Source organism: Vibrio sp. SNU_ST1 (genome assembly GCF_030563405.1).
In the GTDB taxonomy this organism is placed as follows: Bacteria; Pseudomonadota; Gammaproteobacteria; order Enterobacterales; family Vibrionaceae; genus Vibrio.
Map to the genome: position 1 here is coordinate 2,221,726 of NZ_CP130748.1, position 16,945 is coordinate 2,238,670.

The 16,945-nt window shown below is 44.3% G+C and carries 16 protein-coding genes, 7 tRNA genes and 1 other RNA gene; 11 read left to right on the forward strand and 13 right to left on the reverse strand.

Annotation, left to right across the window (positions count from 1 at the left end; genetic code table 11):
* Positions 1-3: 3 nt before the first annotated feature.
* From Q5H80_RS09640 to Q5H80_RS09655, 4 genes are all read right to left on the reverse strand, one after another.
* Positions 4-777: a ribonuclease H family protein gene (locus tag Q5H80_RS09640; protein WP_304564596.1), complete on the reverse strand. Its 774-nt coding sequence runs from the start codon at positions 775-777 to the stop codon at positions 4-6.
* Positions 778-852: 75 nt separating this feature from the next.
* Positions 853-1,182 carry an AzlD domain-containing protein gene (locus Q5H80_RS09645; protein WP_304564597.1) on the reverse strand — a complete coding sequence of 110 codons (330 nt, stop codon included), beginning with the start codon at positions 1,180-1,182 and terminating at the stop codon, positions 853-855.
* Between the two features lie 2 nt (positions 1,183-1,184).
* Entirely contained in the window at positions 1,185-1,913 is a 729-nt protein-coding gene (locus Q5H80_RS09650; RefSeq protein ID WP_304564598.1) for an AzlC family ABC transporter permease, read from the reverse strand.
* Between the two features lie 147 nt (positions 1,914-2,060).
* The gene (locus Q5H80_RS09655; protein WP_304564599.1) at positions 2,061-2,900 is read right to left on the reverse strand and encodes an AraC family transcriptional regulator; all 840 of its coding nucleotides are present in this window, start codon (positions 2,898-2,900) and stop codon (positions 2,061-2,063) included.
* 242 nt (positions 2,901-3,142) lie between these two features.
* Between Q5H80_RS09655 and Q5H80_RS09660 the strand changes: the two genes are divergently transcribed.
* Positions 3,143-3,481 carry a hypothetical protein gene (locus Q5H80_RS09660; RefSeq protein WP_304569405.1) on the forward strand — a complete coding sequence of 113 codons (339 nt, stop codon included), beginning with the start codon at positions 3,143-3,145 and terminating at the stop codon, positions 3,479-3,481.
* Between the two features lie 86 nt (positions 3,482-3,567).
* Here the strand turns inward: Q5H80_RS09660 and ffs are convergent.
* Positions 3,568-3,664: signal recognition particle sRNA small type (ffs, locus tag Q5H80_RS09665), an RNA gene on the reverse strand.
* A gap of 196 nt (positions 3,665-3,860) precedes the next feature.
* Positions 3,861-4,604: a hypothetical protein gene (locus Q5H80_RS09670; protein WP_304564600.1), complete on the reverse strand. Its 744-nt coding sequence runs from the start codon at positions 4,602-4,604 to the stop codon at positions 3,861-3,863.
* A gap of 213 nt (positions 4,605-4,817) precedes the next feature.
* Between Q5H80_RS09670 and Q5H80_RS09675 the strand changes: the two genes are divergently transcribed.
* Positions 4,818-5,120: an MGMT family protein gene (locus Q5H80_RS09675; RefSeq protein ID WP_304564601.1), complete on the forward strand. Its 303-nt coding sequence runs from the start codon at positions 4,818-4,820 to the stop codon at positions 5,118-5,120.
* 91 nt (positions 5,121-5,211) lie between these two features.
* On the opposite strand, the gene Q5H80_RS09680 is transcribed toward Q5H80_RS09675, so the two are convergent.
* A complete protein-coding gene (locus Q5H80_RS09680) occupies positions 5,212-5,652 on the reverse strand; it encodes a YbaY family lipoprotein (RefSeq protein WP_048616800.1) in 441 nt (146 codons plus the stop codon).
* A gap of 168 nt (positions 5,653-5,820) precedes the next feature.
* Between Q5H80_RS09680 and tesB the strand changes: the two genes are divergently transcribed.
* On the forward strand, positions 5,821-6,681 hold the full coding sequence (gene tesB / locus Q5H80_RS09685) for an acyl-CoA thioesterase II (RefSeq protein WP_304564602.1): 861 nt from the start codon (positions 5,821-5,823) through the stop codon (positions 6,679-6,681).
* Positions 6,682-6,983: 302 nt separating this feature from the next.
* On the opposite strand, the gene Q5H80_RS09690 is transcribed toward tesB, so the two are convergent.
* Together Q5H80_RS09690 and Q5H80_RS09695 are read right to left on the reverse strand one after the other, a co-directional pair.
* On the reverse strand, positions 6,984-7,649 hold the full coding sequence (locus Q5H80_RS09690) for a hypothetical protein (protein WP_304564603.1): 666 nt from the start codon (positions 7,647-7,649) through the stop codon (positions 6,984-6,986).
* Positions 7,650-7,738: 89 nt separating this feature from the next.
* Positions 7,739-8,194 (reverse strand): Lrp/AsnC family transcriptional regulator, encoded by a 456-nt coding sequence (locus tag Q5H80_RS09695; protein WP_009847256.1) that lies wholly within the window; start codon positions 8,192-8,194, stop codon positions 7,739-7,741.
* Positions 8,195-8,341: 147 nt separating this feature from the next.
* On the opposite strand from Q5H80_RS09695, the gene Q5H80_RS09700 reads away from it, so the two are divergent.
* Positions 8,342-9,409, forward strand: coding sequence for a PLP-dependent cysteine synthase family protein (locus Q5H80_RS09700; RefSeq protein ID WP_304564604.1), 1,068 nt, complete (start codon positions 8,342-8,344; stop codon positions 9,407-9,409).
* A gap of 88 nt (positions 9,410-9,497) precedes the next feature.
* On the opposite strand, the gene Q5H80_RS09705 is transcribed toward Q5H80_RS09700, so the two are convergent.
* From Q5H80_RS09705 to Q5H80_RS09715, 3 genes are all read right to left on the reverse strand, one after another.
* Positions 9,498-9,818 carry a DUF1244 domain-containing protein gene (locus Q5H80_RS09705; protein ID WP_304564605.1) on the reverse strand — a complete coding sequence of 107 codons (321 nt, stop codon included), beginning with the start codon at positions 9,816-9,818 and terminating at the stop codon, positions 9,498-9,500.
* 161 nt (positions 9,819-9,979) lie between these two features.
* A complete protein-coding gene (gene vexH / locus Q5H80_RS09710; protein ID WP_304564606.1) occupies positions 9,980-13,093 on the reverse strand; it encodes a vibriobactin export RND transporter permease subunit VexH in 3,114 nt (1,037 codons plus the stop codon).
* Positions 13,093-14,211, reverse strand: a complete 1,119-nt coding sequence (locus Q5H80_RS09715) for an efflux RND transporter periplasmic adaptor subunit (RefSeq protein WP_135384711.1) — start codon at positions 14,209-14,211, stop codon at positions 13,093-13,095. Before Q5H80_RS09715 ends, vexH begins: the two co-directional genes overlap by 1 nt.
* A gap of 551 nt (positions 14,212-14,762) precedes the next feature.
* Here Q5H80_RS09715 and Q5H80_RS09720 point away from each other — a divergent pair.
* The 7 genes from Q5H80_RS09720 to Q5H80_RS09750 all read left to right on the forward strand — a co-directional run bounded on the left by Q5H80_RS09720 (position 14,763) and on the right by Q5H80_RS09750 (position 15,969).
* Positions 14,763-14,847 (forward strand) — tRNA-Tyr (locus Q5H80_RS09720).
* A gap of 102 nt (positions 14,848-14,949) precedes the next feature.
* A tRNA-Tyr gene (locus tag Q5H80_RS09725) sits at positions 14,950-15,034 on the forward strand.
* Between the two features lie 102 nt (positions 15,035-15,136).
* Positions 15,137-15,221, forward strand: a tRNA-Tyr gene (locus tag Q5H80_RS09730).
* A 102-nt stretch (positions 15,222-15,323) separates the two neighbouring features.
* Positions 15,324-15,408: transfer RNA gene (locus Q5H80_RS09735), tRNA-Tyr, on the forward strand.
* 102 nt (positions 15,409-15,510) lie between these two features.
* Positions 15,511-15,595, forward strand: a tRNA-Tyr gene (locus Q5H80_RS09740).
* A gap of 102 nt (positions 15,596-15,697) precedes the next feature.
* A tRNA-Tyr gene (locus tag Q5H80_RS09745) sits at positions 15,698-15,782 on the forward strand.
* Between the two features lie 102 nt (positions 15,783-15,884).
* Positions 15,885-15,969, forward strand: a tRNA-Tyr gene (locus Q5H80_RS09750).
* Between the two features lie 79 nt (positions 15,970-16,048).
* On the opposite strand, the gene Q5H80_RS09755 is transcribed toward Q5H80_RS09750, so the two are convergent.
* Entirely contained in the window at positions 16,049-16,936 is an 888-nt protein-coding gene (locus Q5H80_RS09755; protein WP_304564607.1) for a glutathione S-transferase C-terminal domain-containing protein, read from the reverse strand.
* Positions 16,937-16,945: the final 9 nt, after the last annotated feature.

Here is a 16,945-nt window from a genome sequence, read left to right on the forward strand (position 1 = left end):
GGTTTAGCCTGATCTCAGTGCTAAAATAGATTCGATATCTTCAATATCACGATATTGAGCTAGCTCTTGCTCTTTCGATGAAATAGCCACAATCGACATTCTATCGGCCAATTCATTGCCTTCAATACCTACGTGACCGTTCACATGGTGGATGGTAATTTTTGATGCCAATTCTTGGTAGAGTGCATACGCAGGTTTAATTATATCGAGGTTCTTGATCTCGCCACCCGACTTGGTCCAACCCTTTTTCTCCCAACCTGTTGCCCACTTAGTAATGCAATCTATCGAGTACTTAGAATCACAATAAATTGCAACAGACAGACCCGCGTTTAGCTTTTCTTTCGCGAGAATAAACGCTTGTTTAAGCCCATGTAACTCGGCGGTATTATTGGTACCAACAGGCTGATACAAGCCATACCACAATTCTGTTAACTGGTTGTTTTGGTAGACCGCTAAACCCGTCCCTGCTTCACCAGGGTTTGGCTCACATGCACCATCGGTAAAGATCTTTATATCAAAAGGCATATCAGTGATTTGTTGCTCCGAAAGAGGCGGAGCCTTTGCTTTTGTCACTTTACCCGCAGAGCTTGGCTTTGTAGCCGAAGAGCCTGACGCAAACGATGATTTACCACCAAAAGCAGACTCGGCCTCGCCTAGTGTTGGAAACGATTTGTATCTCGCACCAGCAAAACCATCAACTTGCGACTTACACTCATTCCAAGTAGTAAAAATACCCGGTGTGCGACCTTTCCAAACCACATAATACTTCTTAGCCAAACTAACTCCTTACCTAAACACACAAACAGTGAATCAGTACATTAGATGCCACCACGCTATACGTTGCAAGATCAATCAGTTAAAAAGGTAATCAACCACAACAAGGTTATAGAACAAAAACACCCCCATACTGACGCCGATCGTTAGCAGCACATTACCTGTTTTCCAAATCAGAAAACCTGTCACCAGTGCGCCTATCAAGTAAGGGTTTTCAAAGCTTGGCCAAAATGTTTGTTCAGGAGCAAATACAATTGGCCCCCAAATTGCAGTCAGCACTGCTGGGCTTGAATAGCGTAATAGGCGCCTTGCGGTTTGATTGAGTCGTAACGGGATAGCAGGCTCAAGAAACAGATACCGGCTAAAGAACACAATCGCTGTCATAAGTAATATCGTTAACCAAATCATCTCTATTTCCCTTCCACGATTGGCTTGTTGCCGTTATTTCGATCTTGAAACGATTCGCTGAAAAAGCCCGCTAACATACCGGCAATCGCTGCAATCATTAGCCCCCCCTCAATATTGTTGACCGACATGGCAACCGAAGTGACCAGTGAAACGACAACACACACCACGACAGGCAAAGTACTAATTAATGGAAACACCAAAGCGATAAAGGTCGCTGCAACCGCGAAGTCGAGCCCAATCTCGTTTAGTGATGGGATTTGACTACCTGCAACAATGCCAACAAAGCTCGCGATATTCCAAACGAGGTAAAAACCGCCGCCTACACCCGCTGCGTACCAACGGTTAAACTCTTGCTGAGATTGGCCACTACAAATCGCGAACAGTTCATCCGTCAGCCAAAAGCCAAGCAATAAACGCCAACGAGCAGAAAGGTGGCTGATTTTGTCACGCATCGATACGCTGTATAAAAAGTGTCTTGAAGTAATAAAGAACGTGGTCAACAACATAGTCCCTAACCCAATACCCGATTTGAACATCCCTGCGGCGACAAGTTGCGCCGAGCCCGCAAATAAAATAGCCGACATAGCTTGCGCTTGAAGTTGATTCAATCCGGCATCTATCGCATATGATCCAGCTAATATACCCCACGGTATTACCGCAATACTCAAGGGCATCGCAGCCAAAACACCTTTCCATAACTGTGTTCGTCTATCCATTTTTTCACTATCCATATCATTCTTTTCTCTCTTCACATTGGCGATTCAATGTAAGAAGAGTTAAGTCGGTTCGATTGTACAAACTTGCTCGATTTCATGACCCTCTGTTCGCCACACTTAACCGCACTTAACACAAGTTAGCCATGTCTTAACCACGCAAGTTTAGAGCATTTTGATGTATTGCCCCGGCGTGTAACCATTGGCCTTTTTGAAATGTCGATGAAAATGGCTTTGATCATGAAAGCCACACTCTTGCGCGGTATCTGAAATCGTATGTCCTTGTTTCAATAACTTACGCGATAACCTCAATCTAGATTGGATCTGATACGCATGCGGCGGAAGACCAAACTCTTTTTGAAAAGAACGTACCAAATGAAACGGGCTCAAAGCCGCCAGTTTAGACAGAGCCTCTAAGGACACATCGGCTTGTGGAAAGTCATCTAAGAACTCTTTCACCAACACAAGCTGGCGCTGAGTTTTTCCATCAAGTTGAGGGGTAAGTGGCGACTTTCCGTGTCGGCTAATCAGCTTAACCAACATCCCGTACATCAATGTTTCTCTTAACAAGCGATTGTCGGATTCATCAATCGTGTTGAAGACCAATCTCAATTGATTGGCGAGTTCAGGGTCTTCAACAACCGCTCTTGGGAAGTAAGGCGCACCGTAGTTCGGTAGGTTTAGCTCTTGAGTGATCTTGGCAAGTTGCTCTGGGAGTGGGTACATGGCTCGATACGCCCAACCGCCTTCAGTGGCAGAGTGGCCGCTATGAACTTCATCGGCATTGACCAGAATAATCGCATTTTGTGGTGCAATATGATGCCCGCCCGTTCGATAAAAACGCTGAGCGCCCTGCTCGATAACCCCAAGCGTATAGCCCTCATGGCTGTGGCGCGAGAAGTTCTGCTTTTCGTATTTAGCATTAAGGATTTCAAGGCCACCGAGCTCTTCCGTTACCTTATATTCGGCCTTTTCTTTAGAGCGTTTCTTGTTCTCTATAACCATCCCCAAGCCTGTTAATTATCGAGCGACTTATCAGTCTACTCTATAGGCTCTTTCAGCTTTTGTACAAAATTGCGCATTTGTTTGTTAATACTGTTTTTGGGTCGAGGAGTTAAACTGCTCAATAACACCTTTTAACTGAGAGCAAGATCTGAATCTATAAGCAGTTAGCGAAGAATTGACAAATCAGTGGCTTAATCATGTCCATAATTCGCGCCAACCATTAGCAACCGTTCAGAAATATGATGAAGAAAACCTTAGCATTGTTCTTTTTCTTAAGCCTCACTGGCTGTACTCACAACCAATCGAAAGCACTAAGCATGAACTCCTCATCAGCTAATTCATACCCACAATCGATGTCGAACCTGCAACTGTGTGACACCTTGTATTACGGAAGACCAAGCAACCAAACACAGGCTGCAATTGGTAGTGAGTTTAATCGAAGAGGATTATCAAAGCGTTGGTGTGATACCGAAACCAACAAGCTTTATCTAACAAAGACTATTGATTGGGTTGCTGACCAAGTAGAAGACAAAGAAGATTCAGACGAAGAAGCATCTGCTGTAGTGCTACCTGCGAATTGAGAAAGATGAAACGTTCTTGAACAAGAAAAAGGGAAACTGCAGATAGCAAAAAGCCGCTCATTAAGAGCGGCTTTTTTAATGGGTGGAAGCCCCAGCCACATCCCGGCACACACGTCGCCTGCTGCGGCTGCTCCCTTCCAGGCCTGACCGAGTTCACAAGTTAGTGTTGCGGGAGGACCAGAGCCTCCATAGATTCTTTTTCTAAGAGGCTTGCCTCAAAGAGTGATTGGATTATTAAGCATCGCAGCAACCATTGCAAGCCCTTCGACCCTATTTTTGAATAATTGCGTTCTAAGTGCTTATCCTTTATTCAACCCATTCGCAAATCGCAGGTAAATTCGCCATTTACCTGCAGGTGGAAGGTTTGGTTACAGAAGAGCTAAATATCGATGTCTTCATTATCTTCGGTGCGAAGGATATAGTCTGTCATCCAAGCGGTGCCCAACAAACATAACCACACCACAAAAACGGGACTAGGCACTTCGATACTTGGGGTGATCACCAAAGCCGCAAAACCGACTGTTGGCAATGTCCAACACAACAGTTTATTCCAACGGAAAGTTTTCAAGCGCGTCAGTGTTTCCATCGATGCCATAATACCTGTAACACACAAAGCAACCAAAGCGGCATAAGGTAAATCGGCTATCCATAATGGAAGTATCAAACCTAATGACCACCAGCTGTGTCGGCTAGCTGGCTTAAGATGATTTGCTGCCCACCAAATCACGATGATTGACAAGGTTTGTAGTGTGGTAACCCAAGGAACGCCTTCAAGCTTACCTGCTGATTGCGTGACCATAATCCCGACTTGTAGCGTTGCGACGATCAAGCCAGAAATAATCACGACCGACAAACTGCTGCGTTTTGAAAAGACCACCATCAATAGTGGGAATAATACCCATACACTGACTGAGAGCGTGATGGGTTGTAGCGGTAGCGTTAATCCATAAGTGGTCATGGAGACAAGCAAAGCTAATCCTGCGATGCCTCCTTGCGGCAAAATCCATAAAGCAGGAATGACCATTGCAAGTACTGGGATATCTCCCTCACTTAAACTGATTGCTCTCGCGCAGACAACCGCTAATAATGTGGTTATCAAGAACTGAAACGTTGAAAATACCATAGCCCTCTCCTTCTACCGATCCGTGGTACCATACCAATCGTAGTAATTAACTGGTCACCCTAGCTTGTTAAAAAACTCGATAACCTCGTTAGATTTTTTGATTGTAGAATAACTACTTATCGAAAAATCTGCCTTGCTCTCAAGCTTTTTCCCTGCGCTATTTTTGAACACTTACTTACTGTGATTGGTATTTATGAACTAGGAACATTTAGTATGGACCAATTTTTGCCCCAAATCTTTGCTGTGATTCACCAAATTCCATATGGGAAAGTAACAACTTATGGAGACATCGCACGTTTTTCAGGATTTCCGGGTTATGCGCGCCATGTGGGTAAAGCGCTGGGTAACCTACCAGAAGGAAGCAAACTGCCTTGGTATCGAGTGATTAATAGTAAGGGTGAAATATCTTTAAAGGGTGATTCGTTCGACCGACAAAAGCAGCATTTGGTTAAAGAAGGGGTTGAAGTGAGTGACGCAGGAAAAGTTAAACTCAGAATATACAAATGGCAGCCCTAAAGCTGCCACTAATCACCTAATTAGCGAGTCAACGAATCAACTAGCTAAGTCAAACTAATCAAGATGCCTTAACGCGGGCATCGATTTCTGATTAACGAACACCAACCAAACGTAGGTCTGCTTGCTGTGTGTTTTCTACATCAGTAATTACTGACTTAATGGTATCAGTCGTGAAGCGTAGTTTACCGTCAACATGAATCGCTGCGCGCATATTGTAACGATGGTTAGCTTTAATTTTGTCGTTGTCGTAGCTCAGCTCGAATGCAAACGGTACTTGCTTACCGTCTGTGGTGAACTCTTGAGTCGCGATAACCGTAGATGGTGCATCGGCCAGTGAAATATCTTCTAGCGTAACGGTAACCACTGCATTCTCTGGTAATGCAATTCTTTCACGGTAGCTTACTGTTCCTGAAATCACTTGAGTGTTCTCTGCAACCACTTCTTGAGAAGCGTTCGTTTCTGATGTTGCTTGGCAACCCACAAGTAGACCAAACGATACTAAGGACGTAATAAGAATTAGAGCCTTTTTCATATTCAATTTCTCTCAACATATTTGCCGGACTCGGCAAATCTACTCACCAATTATAAGAGAGCTTTCATATTCTGTCTTGAAACCCTATGATTTATTGACAGATATCTGACTAAGCTGAATGATTAACACCATAATCTGACACCTATTTTACCAAGAGGCATGCTGCCGATGAGTCAACCTTTAAATGAATTACTCAATTTACTTCAGCTAGAGAAACTAGAGGAAGGCCTGTTCCGCGGGCAAAGTGAGAACCTAGGTCTGCCACAGGTATACGGCGGTCAAGTATTGGGGCAAGCGCTATCTGCGGCTCGTTACACTGTTCAAGACGACCGCAGTGTTCACTCGTTCCACAGTTACTTTCTATTTCCCGGCGACCCTGAAAAACCCATTATTTACGATGTTGAAAACCTAAGAGATGGACGCAGCTTTAGTACACGCCGTGTTAAAGCGATTCAAAATGGCCGCCCTATTTTCTATCTCACGGCTTCTTACCATGGTGATGCTCCAGGTTTTGAACATCAGAATGAAATGCCAAACATCCCAGGCCCAGAGAACTTTGCATCTGAAACTGAGCTAGCGAGCCATATTGCTGAGTTCTTGCCTGAAAAACTGCGTAAGACTTTTTGTGGCGAAAAGCCGATTGAAATGCGCCCTGTTACTGTCGTTAACCCACTGAAGCCTAAAAAGGCCGAAGCAAAGCAATATCTGTGGGTGAGAGCGAATGGTGCGTTGCCAGATAACCAGCTCATTCACCAATATTTGCTTGCTTACGCGTCAGATTGGGGGTTCTTGGTTACTGCGCTTCACCCACATGAAGTTTCAATCATGACACCAAACTTCCAAGTCGCGACGATTGATCACTCAATCTGGTTCCACCGCCCATTCAAGATGGATGAGTGGTTGCTTTATGCGATTGAAAGCCCAACGGCTGCGAACACTCGTGGCCTAGTGCGCGGCGAAATTTTTAATCAGAAAGGTGAGCTCGTAGCGACAGCCGTTCAAGAAGGTGTGATGCGTTTTACTAAATAGCGATCAAGTAATACCAATCGTAGTAAATAACTGGTCATCCTAGCTTGTTAAAAACCTCGATAACTTCGTTAGAATTTTTGATTGTAGAATAACTACTTACCAAAAAATTCTGCCTTGTTCTCAAGTTTTTTCCCTGCGCTATTTCTGAACACTTACTTACTGTGATTGGTATAAATAGCGAATAAACGCTTTTTACAAGCCCCAAATATGTACGAGAAAACAAAAAGAGAGACTAGGTTTAATACCTAGCCTCTCTTTTTAATGATCCTAACGACAAGCTGTCACGTAACAGTCAGCAATCTCTATTCAGCCTCTAGCAAGGGGTCGAATTCACCTTGTACTCGAGTTTTAATTCCATCACCAGCGTCTCGCAGTAGATTAAATGGCGATAACACGACGCCTTTCACTGCGCCCTCTGCGGCACCTTGAGCTAACTCTTTACTTTTATCTGCCAGCAAATTCGCTTGTGCCAAAATACCCGGAACTTCCGCTCGTAGCATTTCAGATTCGGCAACAACAGTGGGGATAGTTTGCTGGCGGTAAGATTTACTTTCAGCGAATATCGGCGGCATCACATCGACACGGTATCGTTTTAATTCAGTCAATGTGGGCGGGATGACATCGGTTCTTACCTGCCCGACTTCCGTTCGGACATTTCTAACTTCATCTAATATCGCAGGGATTTTATTATCGACCGATGAAACGGTTTGATTCACGTCATCTATCGTCTTTCTGACCTCTTCGACTGTGTTCAAAACTTGAGGAGCAAGCTCGCTGGCATGTTCAGCAAACGCTAGCAGCTCTTCCACTTTTAGCCCTTTCGTAAGACCGGATAAATCTTCGATAACCTGCGGATAAGTATCGACGATCTCCCCGACTTTATTAGTAAACGAATAGATGGTGTAGCCCAAGTAAAAAATGGCAACCGCTAATACCAATTGGATAGCGGTAGATACTTTTGCAAACATGAATAATCCTTTTCTTTATCGCAAAGGCGAGCTCTAAACTGAGAAGATAGTTAAACTGAAACGATAGGTAGCCTAAGATTAGTTTGAGCTTAAAGCGGCAATGCTGTTGTGTACTTCAATGGTTCCATCGCAAATGTCGAGGTCACATTAGAGATACCATCAATGCTATTCACCAAGCGCTTGTAGAAATCATCAAAGCACTTCATGTCTTTCACCTGAACCTTCATCATATAATCATATTCGCCAGCCATGCGATAAAACTCCATCACTTCTGGAAATTCCGATACGGTGTTTACAAAACGACCATACCACTCATGAGAATGATCACTGGTTTTAACCAATACGAACGCGGTAAAAGCAAGCTCGAGCTTTTCAGGGTTCAATAACGCCACTTTTTTTTCAATAATGCCGTTTTCTTCGAGGCGTTTAAGCCTTTTCCAACAAGGTGTCGTGGTGAGATTGACCGCTTCTGAAATGTCATTCAATGACAATGTGCTGTCTTCTTGTAACAGCCTTAATATTTTTTTATCTACGGCATCTATCACACTTTCACCAAATCGAATTTAAAGAGAATAATTTTCTACAATTTAAGCAAAACAAAGCAAATATGGCAAAGTTTTTCTCTCAAATTCTAGCTAAATTGGAACCATACCAATTACAAAGAATTCCTACACTCGATCGGGAGAACGCTTATGTGCACTGACCATCAATGGATTAACAATGCGATTCGTAAAATTGAAGCCGACTACCAACGCTCAGCGGATACGCACCTTATCAAGCTCGATCTACCCAGTATCGAGGGCATTGATGTTTACCTAAAAGATGAAAGCACACACCCTACAGGCTCTTTGAAACACCGTTTAGCGCGTTCTCTATTCTTATACGCTATCTGTAACGGTTGGGTTGGCCCAGAAACAACGATCATTGAATCTTCATCAGGCAGTACTGCAGTATCTGAAGCGTACTTCGCTCGCCTACTTGGCCTGCCGTTTATTGCGGTAATGCCAAAATGCACAGCTAAGAAGAAGATTGAGCAGATTGAATTCTACGGCGGCCAAGCGCACCTCGTTGACCGCTCAGATGAAATTTACGATGAGTCTCGTCGTTTAGCAGAGGAGCTGAATGGTCACTACATGGACCAATTTACCTACGCTGAGCGCGCCACCGACTGGCGTGGTAACAACAACATCGCGAACTCCATTTTCAATCAAATGCAGATGGAAGATCACCCAGTTCCAGCTTGGGTAGTAATGAGCCCAGGTACTGGCGGTACTTCTGCAACTATCGGTCGCTTCATTCGCTACCAACAGCATGAAACTAAGCTTTGTGTTGTCGACCCTGAGAACTCGGTATTCCACGAATACTTCCAAACAGGCAATGTGAACGTGAAAGGCAATACATTCAGCAAGATTGAAGGCATTGGTCGCCCACGCGCAGAGCCAAGCTTCATTCCTGGTGTGGTTGACGAAATGCGTAAAATTCCTGATGCAGCAAGCATCGCAACGACGCATTGGTTGTCTGACATTCTTGGTCGTAAGGTGGGCGCATCAACCGGTACTAACATGTACGGTGTGCTTCAGTTAGCCAGTGAGATGAGAGCGCGTGGTGAGAAAGGCTCTATCGTGACTTTGCTATGTGACAGCGGCGAACGTTACCTAGATACTTACTTCAATGACGAGTGGGTTAATCTAAACATCGGCGACCTACAACCTTATGCAGCGAAGCTAGAAGCTTTCTCACAAACAGGTGAGTTGGCTTAGGTTTAAGTAAACCTGGCATATTCCAAATGAAAAAGAGCCCTGATGGGCTCTTTTTGTTTGTTCATTCTATTAATCACTAAAGAACAAATTACTCTGGCTTCTGCTTAGCTTCGAACGCCGCTAACTGCTCAGGTGTCGCTTTTGGCTGGTGGTTTTGTTTCCACTCATCGTAAGTCATGCCATATACGCGCTCACGAGCGTCATCGATATCCAAGTCTAAGCCTTGTTGCTCAGCTTCCGCTTTATACCACTTACTGAAACAGTTACGGCAGAAGCCCGCCAAGATCATCAGATCAATATTCTGCACATCTCTATTATCATCTAAGTGTGCTAACAAGCGACGGAAGGTTGCTGCATCTAGCTTGTCTTGTTCTTCTTGAGAAAGATCTTTGTATTTAAATTCAGCCACTTTACTTTCCTTTGGTATTTGTTTTCTTGTATTAATTCATTGAGCTCTGTGTGTTATACAAAAAAAGCCTGCAATTCGCTAGGAGCAAACGCAGGCTTTTCAATATTGTTACACTATTCCGTGCTCATTAACCGAGTGTGTTCATTAAGCGTGCACATTCATTAACCGTGAGAAGTTCTTCCCACATTGTCATGACTAAGCTCTTTATTCAGCTCGGCTTCCACATGACCCGGCGAACGCGTTGAGCCAGAAATCAGTCGGTACATCGCAGGAATTACGAACAGAGTTACCAGTGTCGCGAAGCCCATACCGAAGAAGATAACCGTACCCACAGCTACTCGGCTTTCATAGCCAGCGCCCGTTGAAGTAATCAATGGAATCGCACCGGCTAGCGTGGTAAATGCCGTCATTAAGATTGGACGTAAACGTCGAGCTGAAGCATCAATGATCGCCTTTTCAAATTCAATACCACGATCTCGAAGTTGGTTGGCAAATTCGACGATCAAGATGCCGTTTTTGGTCACCATACCTATCAACATGATCATACCGATCTGGCTGTAAACGTTGAGCCCTTGACTCATCAGCACCAAGCCTAAGAAGCCACCAAAGATACCCATAGGTACGGTGAACATCACCACTAGCGGGTTGATGAAGCTTTCAAATTGCGCAGCCAATACCAAATACGCGACCAACATCGCTAGCGCGAACACCACGAGGATGCTCGATTGGTTCTCTTTGAAGTCTTTTGACTCGCCAGAGTAGCTTACTGAAATATCCCCCGGTAACTGCTCAATCGCTTGTTCATCGAGGAAGTCTAGTGCATCACCCAGCGTGTAACCTTCCATTAGGTTCGCTTTGATGGTCACCGATTTCTGCTTGTTGTAGTGCGACAAACGAATCGAGGACGCTACTTCTTCAATATGCGTTAGCGTATCCAGTGTCACCAATTCACCAGATTGAGTTCGCATGTAGATTTGGCTTAAGTCATTGGCATTGTTAAAGCTGTTCTCATCGCCACGCAGGTAAACGTCGTACTCTTCACCACGTTCAACGAACGTCGTTTCACTCTTACCGCCCAGCATGATTTCTAACGTATCTGAAATATCCGAAACACTCACACCTAGCTCGGCTGCTCGTTGCTTATCTACGGTTACCAACAGCTCTGGTGTTTTCTCAGAGTAATCGATGTCCGCACCTTCCATCATTGGCGAGTCTTCAGCAGCTTGCTTTAACAGTTCGCCCCATTTTTGAAGCTCAGAGTAATCAGAGCCACCCAGTACAAATTGCACAGGCTCACTTGAACCACCACGGAAGCCAGGCATGAACGGGAACACACGCACATCAGGAATACCCGCTAAAGACTTACGTACCTCACCCAAGGCTTGTTGTGCTGTTTCTTCACGTTCGTCCCAATCTTCCAAGATCATGATAACGAAGCCCGTTTGGTCGCCCGCATTACCACCAAACGCTGGCGATTGAATGCTGAATGACTTTAAGAATCCTTGACCAAGCAGCGGCATTAGGCGCTCTTCAACGATGTCCATGTTGGCAGACATACGGTTGTAACTGGTTGCATCGGCACCACGAACAAAAGCAAAGATAACACCACGGTCTTCTTGTGGCGTCAGTTGTGACGGCACTTGTTGCATCAAACCATAACTACCGCCCATACACGCAATAATGATGATTGGAGCTGCCCAACGCCAGTTTAGAGCACGGCGCAATACCGATTTGTACCTAGCTTCTAACTTACCAAACACACGTTCAACAAATTGATTGAAGCGATTAGGTTTCACGTTCGCTTTTAAAATCTTGCTGCCCAGAACCGGCGTCAAGGTTAATGCTATGACAGATGAAAAGATCACCGACATCGCCAATAGCACTGAGAACTCAGTAAACAGAAGACCTACCATGCCGTCCATGAAGGAGATTGGCAGGAATACCATCACCAATACTAGCGTGGTTGCGATTACCGCAAAGCCAACTTCACGCGTCCCCTTATAAGCCGCAAGCAATGGTGATTCACCACGTTCAATGTGGTGGAAAATATTCTCAACCACCACAATCGCATCATCAACCACCAAACCGATAGACAGGATAAGTGCCATCAAGGTGATGAGGTTGATAGAGAAGCCAAAGTAGTACGCCGCAATAAACGACGAGATTAGCGACACAGGAACGGTCACGGCTGGAATCAGCGTTGCACGCGCTTGGCCAATGAAGACGTAAAGCACGAGGATAACCAAACCACCCGTAATAAAGAGTGTGCTGTAAACCTCTGAGATCGAACGGTCGATAAAGACAGTTGAGTCATAATCAATCGCCAAGCGAGTTCCGTCAGGCAAGAACTTTTGAATAGCTTCTACTTCTTTATGGACTAAGTCAGCCACCTCAAGTGGGTTGGCATCAGACTGAGGCACAATGCCCATACTTACGTTAACAACGCCGTCACTCTTAAAGGTCGAGTTCTCGTTTTCTGCGCCAATGTAAACATCCGCCACATCTTTCAAGTAGATAGGTGTGTTATCAGAGGCTCGTTTCACCGCTAAGTATTCGAAATCTTTGGCTTCAGTATATGAACGAGCAGTACGAACCGACATCACAATCGCATCGTTACGCACTTCACCACCCGGGCTTTCAATGTTCTCGTTACGTAGGGCTTGTGTAATATCAGAAGCGGTAACACCACGACCCGCCATTAACGCAGGTTTCAGCTTCACGTACATGACTTTGTACAAACCACCTGAGATATCTACCGAGCTCACACCTGAGATCAAACTAAAGCGGTCAATCAACACACGTTCGGTGTAGTCGGTTAACTGCGTTCGGTCCATCTCCGTCGAACTTAAGTTGATGTAGACCGAGGCTTCACCACTACCATTGTTTTTGTAAACAATTGGGTCGTCGGCTTCATCTGGCAACGAACGCTGAGCACGCGCTACCGCATCACGCACATCACTGACACCGGTATTGAGGTCATAACCAAGTTCAAAGGTGATGGTGATTCGTGACGATCCATTTCGTGTCGTAGATTCGATTTCATCGATACCACTGATGCCGGATAACTGATCTTCAAGGTTGGAGGTAATTTGGCTTTCAATGATGGTGGCAGATGCACCTTCATAACGAGTGCTGATCGATACCACCGGGCTTTCAATATCGGGCATTTCACGAACTGCGAGCTTATTGAAAGAGACAATACCAAACACAACCAAAAGCAGGCTCAATACAACAGCCGCTACTGGTCTCTTCACAGAAACATCAGATAACAACATTAGTTAGCGCCTTCTTGTGCTGCTGTATTTTCATCAAGTTTAGCTTTGTTGCCATCAAGATTAGCTGTATCGCCGTCAAGTTTAGCAGGGCGATTGACGGCAAGCTCTTGAACCAAAACACCGTCACGCATGTTCACGATACCTTGCACTACGATCTTCTGACCAATCTCGATACCTTTTTCGATCACGACTTCGTTATCAAGACGAGCCCCGAGGAATACTTCGGTACGAGTCGCTTTGTTATCTTCGCCAATAACATAAACGAAACGCTTAGTGCCTGAGTACTCAAGCGCTTGAACTGGAATGATTGGGGCTTCTACTGGTGGGAAGTCCATATCAGCCGCCACTAACATGCCCGGTTTTAGGTAATCATTATTGTTATCGAAGTGGATTCGAACTCGAAGGTTCAAAGTTTCAGCGTTAATACGAGAATCAATCCCCACCACAGTGCCCGTGAACTGAGTATCGCCCCACGCACTGGTGCGAGCCGTCACTGTCATACCTTTAGACAGTTTAGAAAGGTAGCGCTCAGGAATTTGAAGATCTAACTGCATCACAGACAAGTCATCTAACGTCACGAGCTCTGTACCCGATGTCACCATTTTGCCGCGGCTAAAGTCGATAAAACCGACCGTACCAGAGAAAGGAGCACTGATATGTAGATCTTTCAGGTTGGCGTTAGCGGCAGCTAGGCGAGCATTGGCGATCTCTACGTTAGTTTTCTGAGCGTCAATTTCAGTTTGAGTGATCGCGTTACGTTTCACTAGTCGTTGAAATTCCGCAAGCTTACGCTTTTCATCTTTTAAATATGCTTGCGCTTCTGCAACTGCAGCTTTTGCTTTGTCGTCATCGAGTTGAACCAACATCTGCCCTTTGGTGACATCTTGATTGGCTTTGATGTTAATAGAGTTCACTCTGCCAGCCACTTCAGAAGTGATCATTACAGATTGCTCGGCTTCTAACTTACCGACCAAAGAAAGAGACTGGCTAACTTGGTGAATATCAACTTGCTCGGTAACAACAGTGACCGTGCTAGGGCCCATACGTTTAGCTAGTGCGGCTGGAGACGCCATAATAATAGACAAGCTAAGCAGGGTTAAAACAGTTTTATGCTTCATAATAATGGTCTGCAAGTAAGGTTTATACCAAACACAGTAGGTAAGTGGTCAGAAATAGCGCAAGGAAAAGACTTGAGAACAAGGCAGAGGTTTTCGATAAGTAGTTATTCTACAATCAAAAATCTTAACGCAGTTATCGAGCGTTTTAACAAGCTAGGGTGACCAATTATTTACTACGATTGGTATTATTATCTATAAATGAAATTAACCGTATTCTATCAACTGATGAGTGCTGTAACGTCAAGAAGTGTAAATCTAAGTTAAATTCAATTGACGTTTCATGACGAATGACACGAACCAAACACGATACAGAAAGCTAACTACCTCAAGGTGTTACCTATCAGTACGTAAATCTTAATACAGATGTTCACTTCACGAGCAATATGCATACTTTTCGCCATCTTTGCCCAAAAAGGCAGCATTTAACACAAAACCATAAGAAAAACCCTTTACAGGTTTAACGTGTTTGCTATGATGCGCTCCGCACTTGAGAGATGCGTTGGGAAAAACATCTCTTTAGCCTATCCATTATGAGTTAGGAAAAACACCCTGGAGGGGTTCCCGAGTGGCCAAAGGGAGCAGACTGTAAATCTGCCGGCTCCGCCTTCGATGGTTCGAATCCGTCTCCCTCCACCATATTCTTCTTACCTCTTTCAAGAGTTAAGAGAACAACCTGATTGATGGGCTTATGGGAAAACATCAATTTAGGCTTACTTTGTGAAGAGTAAGACACACCCTGGAGGGGTTCCCGAGTGGCCAAAGGGAGCAGACTGTAAATCTGCCGGCACTGCCTTCGATGGTTCGAATCCGTCTCCCTCCACCATATTCTTCTTACCTCTTTCGAGAGTTAAGAGAACAACCTGATTGATGGGCTTATGGGAAAACATCAATTTAGGCTTACTTTGTGAAGAGTAAGACACACCCTGGAGGGGTTCCCGAGTGGCCAAAGGGAGCAGACTGTAAATCTGCCGGCACTGCCTTCGATGGTTCGAATCCGTCTCCCTCCACCATATTCTTCTTACCTCTTTTAAGAGTTAAGAGAACAACCTAATTGATGGGCTTATGGGAAAACATCAATTTAGGCTTACTTTGTGAAGAGTAAGACACACCCTGGAGGGGTTCCCGAGTGGCCAAAGGGAGCAGACTGTAAATCTGCCGGCACTGCCTTCGATGGTTCGAATCCGTCTCCCTCCACCATATTCTTCTTACCTCTTTTAAGAGTTAAGAGAACAACCTAGTTGATGGGCTTATGGGAAAACATCAATTTAGGCTTACTTTGTGAAGAGTAAGACACACCCTGGAGGGGTTCCCGAGTGGCCAAAGGGAGCAGACTGTAAATCTGCCGGCACTGCCTTCGATGGTTCGAATCCGTCTCCCTCCACCATATTCTTCTTACCTCTTTTAAGAGTTAAGAGAACAACCTAGTTGATGGGCTTATGGGAAAACATCAATTTAGGCTTACTTTGTGAAGAGTAAGACACACCCTGGAGGGGTTCCCGAGTGGCCAAAGGGAGCAGACTGTAAATCTGCCGGCACTGCCTTCGATGGTTCGAATCCGTCTCCCTCCACCATATTCTTCTTACCTCTTTCGAGAGTTAAGAGAACAACCTAGTTGATGGGCTTATGGGAAAACATCAATTTAGGCTTACTTTGTGAAGAGTAAGACACACCCTGGAGGGGTTCCCGAGTGGCCAAAGGGAGCAGACTGTAAATCTGCCGGCACTGCCTTCGATGGTTCGAATCCGTCTCCCTCCACCATATTCTCCTTAATTGGAAAATCGAAAAGCCAACTCATTGAGTTGGCTTTTTTCGTTTCTGCTTATCTAATAAAACTCGTCTAGCTATACCAAGGGAGTTGAGGTCCAGCTGGCACAATCCCTGTCGGGTTAATATTCCTGTGAGAATAATAGTAGTGAAGTTTGATGTAATCCATATCTATCGTTTCTCTAATACTTGATATAGACAGTAAATCAAGCATGTAGCGATATAGATTCTTATACTTATTCATTGACTTATAATTCACTTTAAAATGAATTTCATATACAGCTTCAAAACGCACTAGTGTGGGAATTAAAAATAAGTCAGATAATGTTATTTCACTCCCGAACAAGTATTTTCTCTTAGAAAGTCTATCATCAAGTGTATCGAGCGCTTTAAACAATGATGCACTTGCACTATCGTAAGATACTTGATCAGGTGCAAACCCTACCCTATATATGCCCGTATTTACGTGAGTGTGTAACCACTTATTTAATTCGTTAATTTTTTCTTCCTTCGACTTTGGATTTAACTGAACAGGGTTGTTTGCCAACGATAACCAATTAGTCGCAAAATCAATAGCCATAGATGCAGAGTCATTACCAACTATTTCCCCTTGTTTTTTATCCCAAAATACAGGCACCGTAACCCTTCCAGAATAAGTAGGATGTGAACGTTGATATAGCTCAACTAAACTTGACACACTATTTAAGGTGTCAGGGTAATCGTTATCAAACAACCAACCATCTTCATATCTTTTAGCTGCTACTGACGATATTGAAATCGCATTATTTAATCCTAAATAACTAATAACCAAATAAGGTCGATGAGCAAAAGGACAAGCTAGTGATATATACAAATGATAACGACCAGTTTCTATTTCCTCTGATAAATTAAAAGAATCAACTACTGATAAATCCTGTTCTTCTTTATTTTTATACCAAATACCTTTATCCAAAACAGCCATATTCCCACC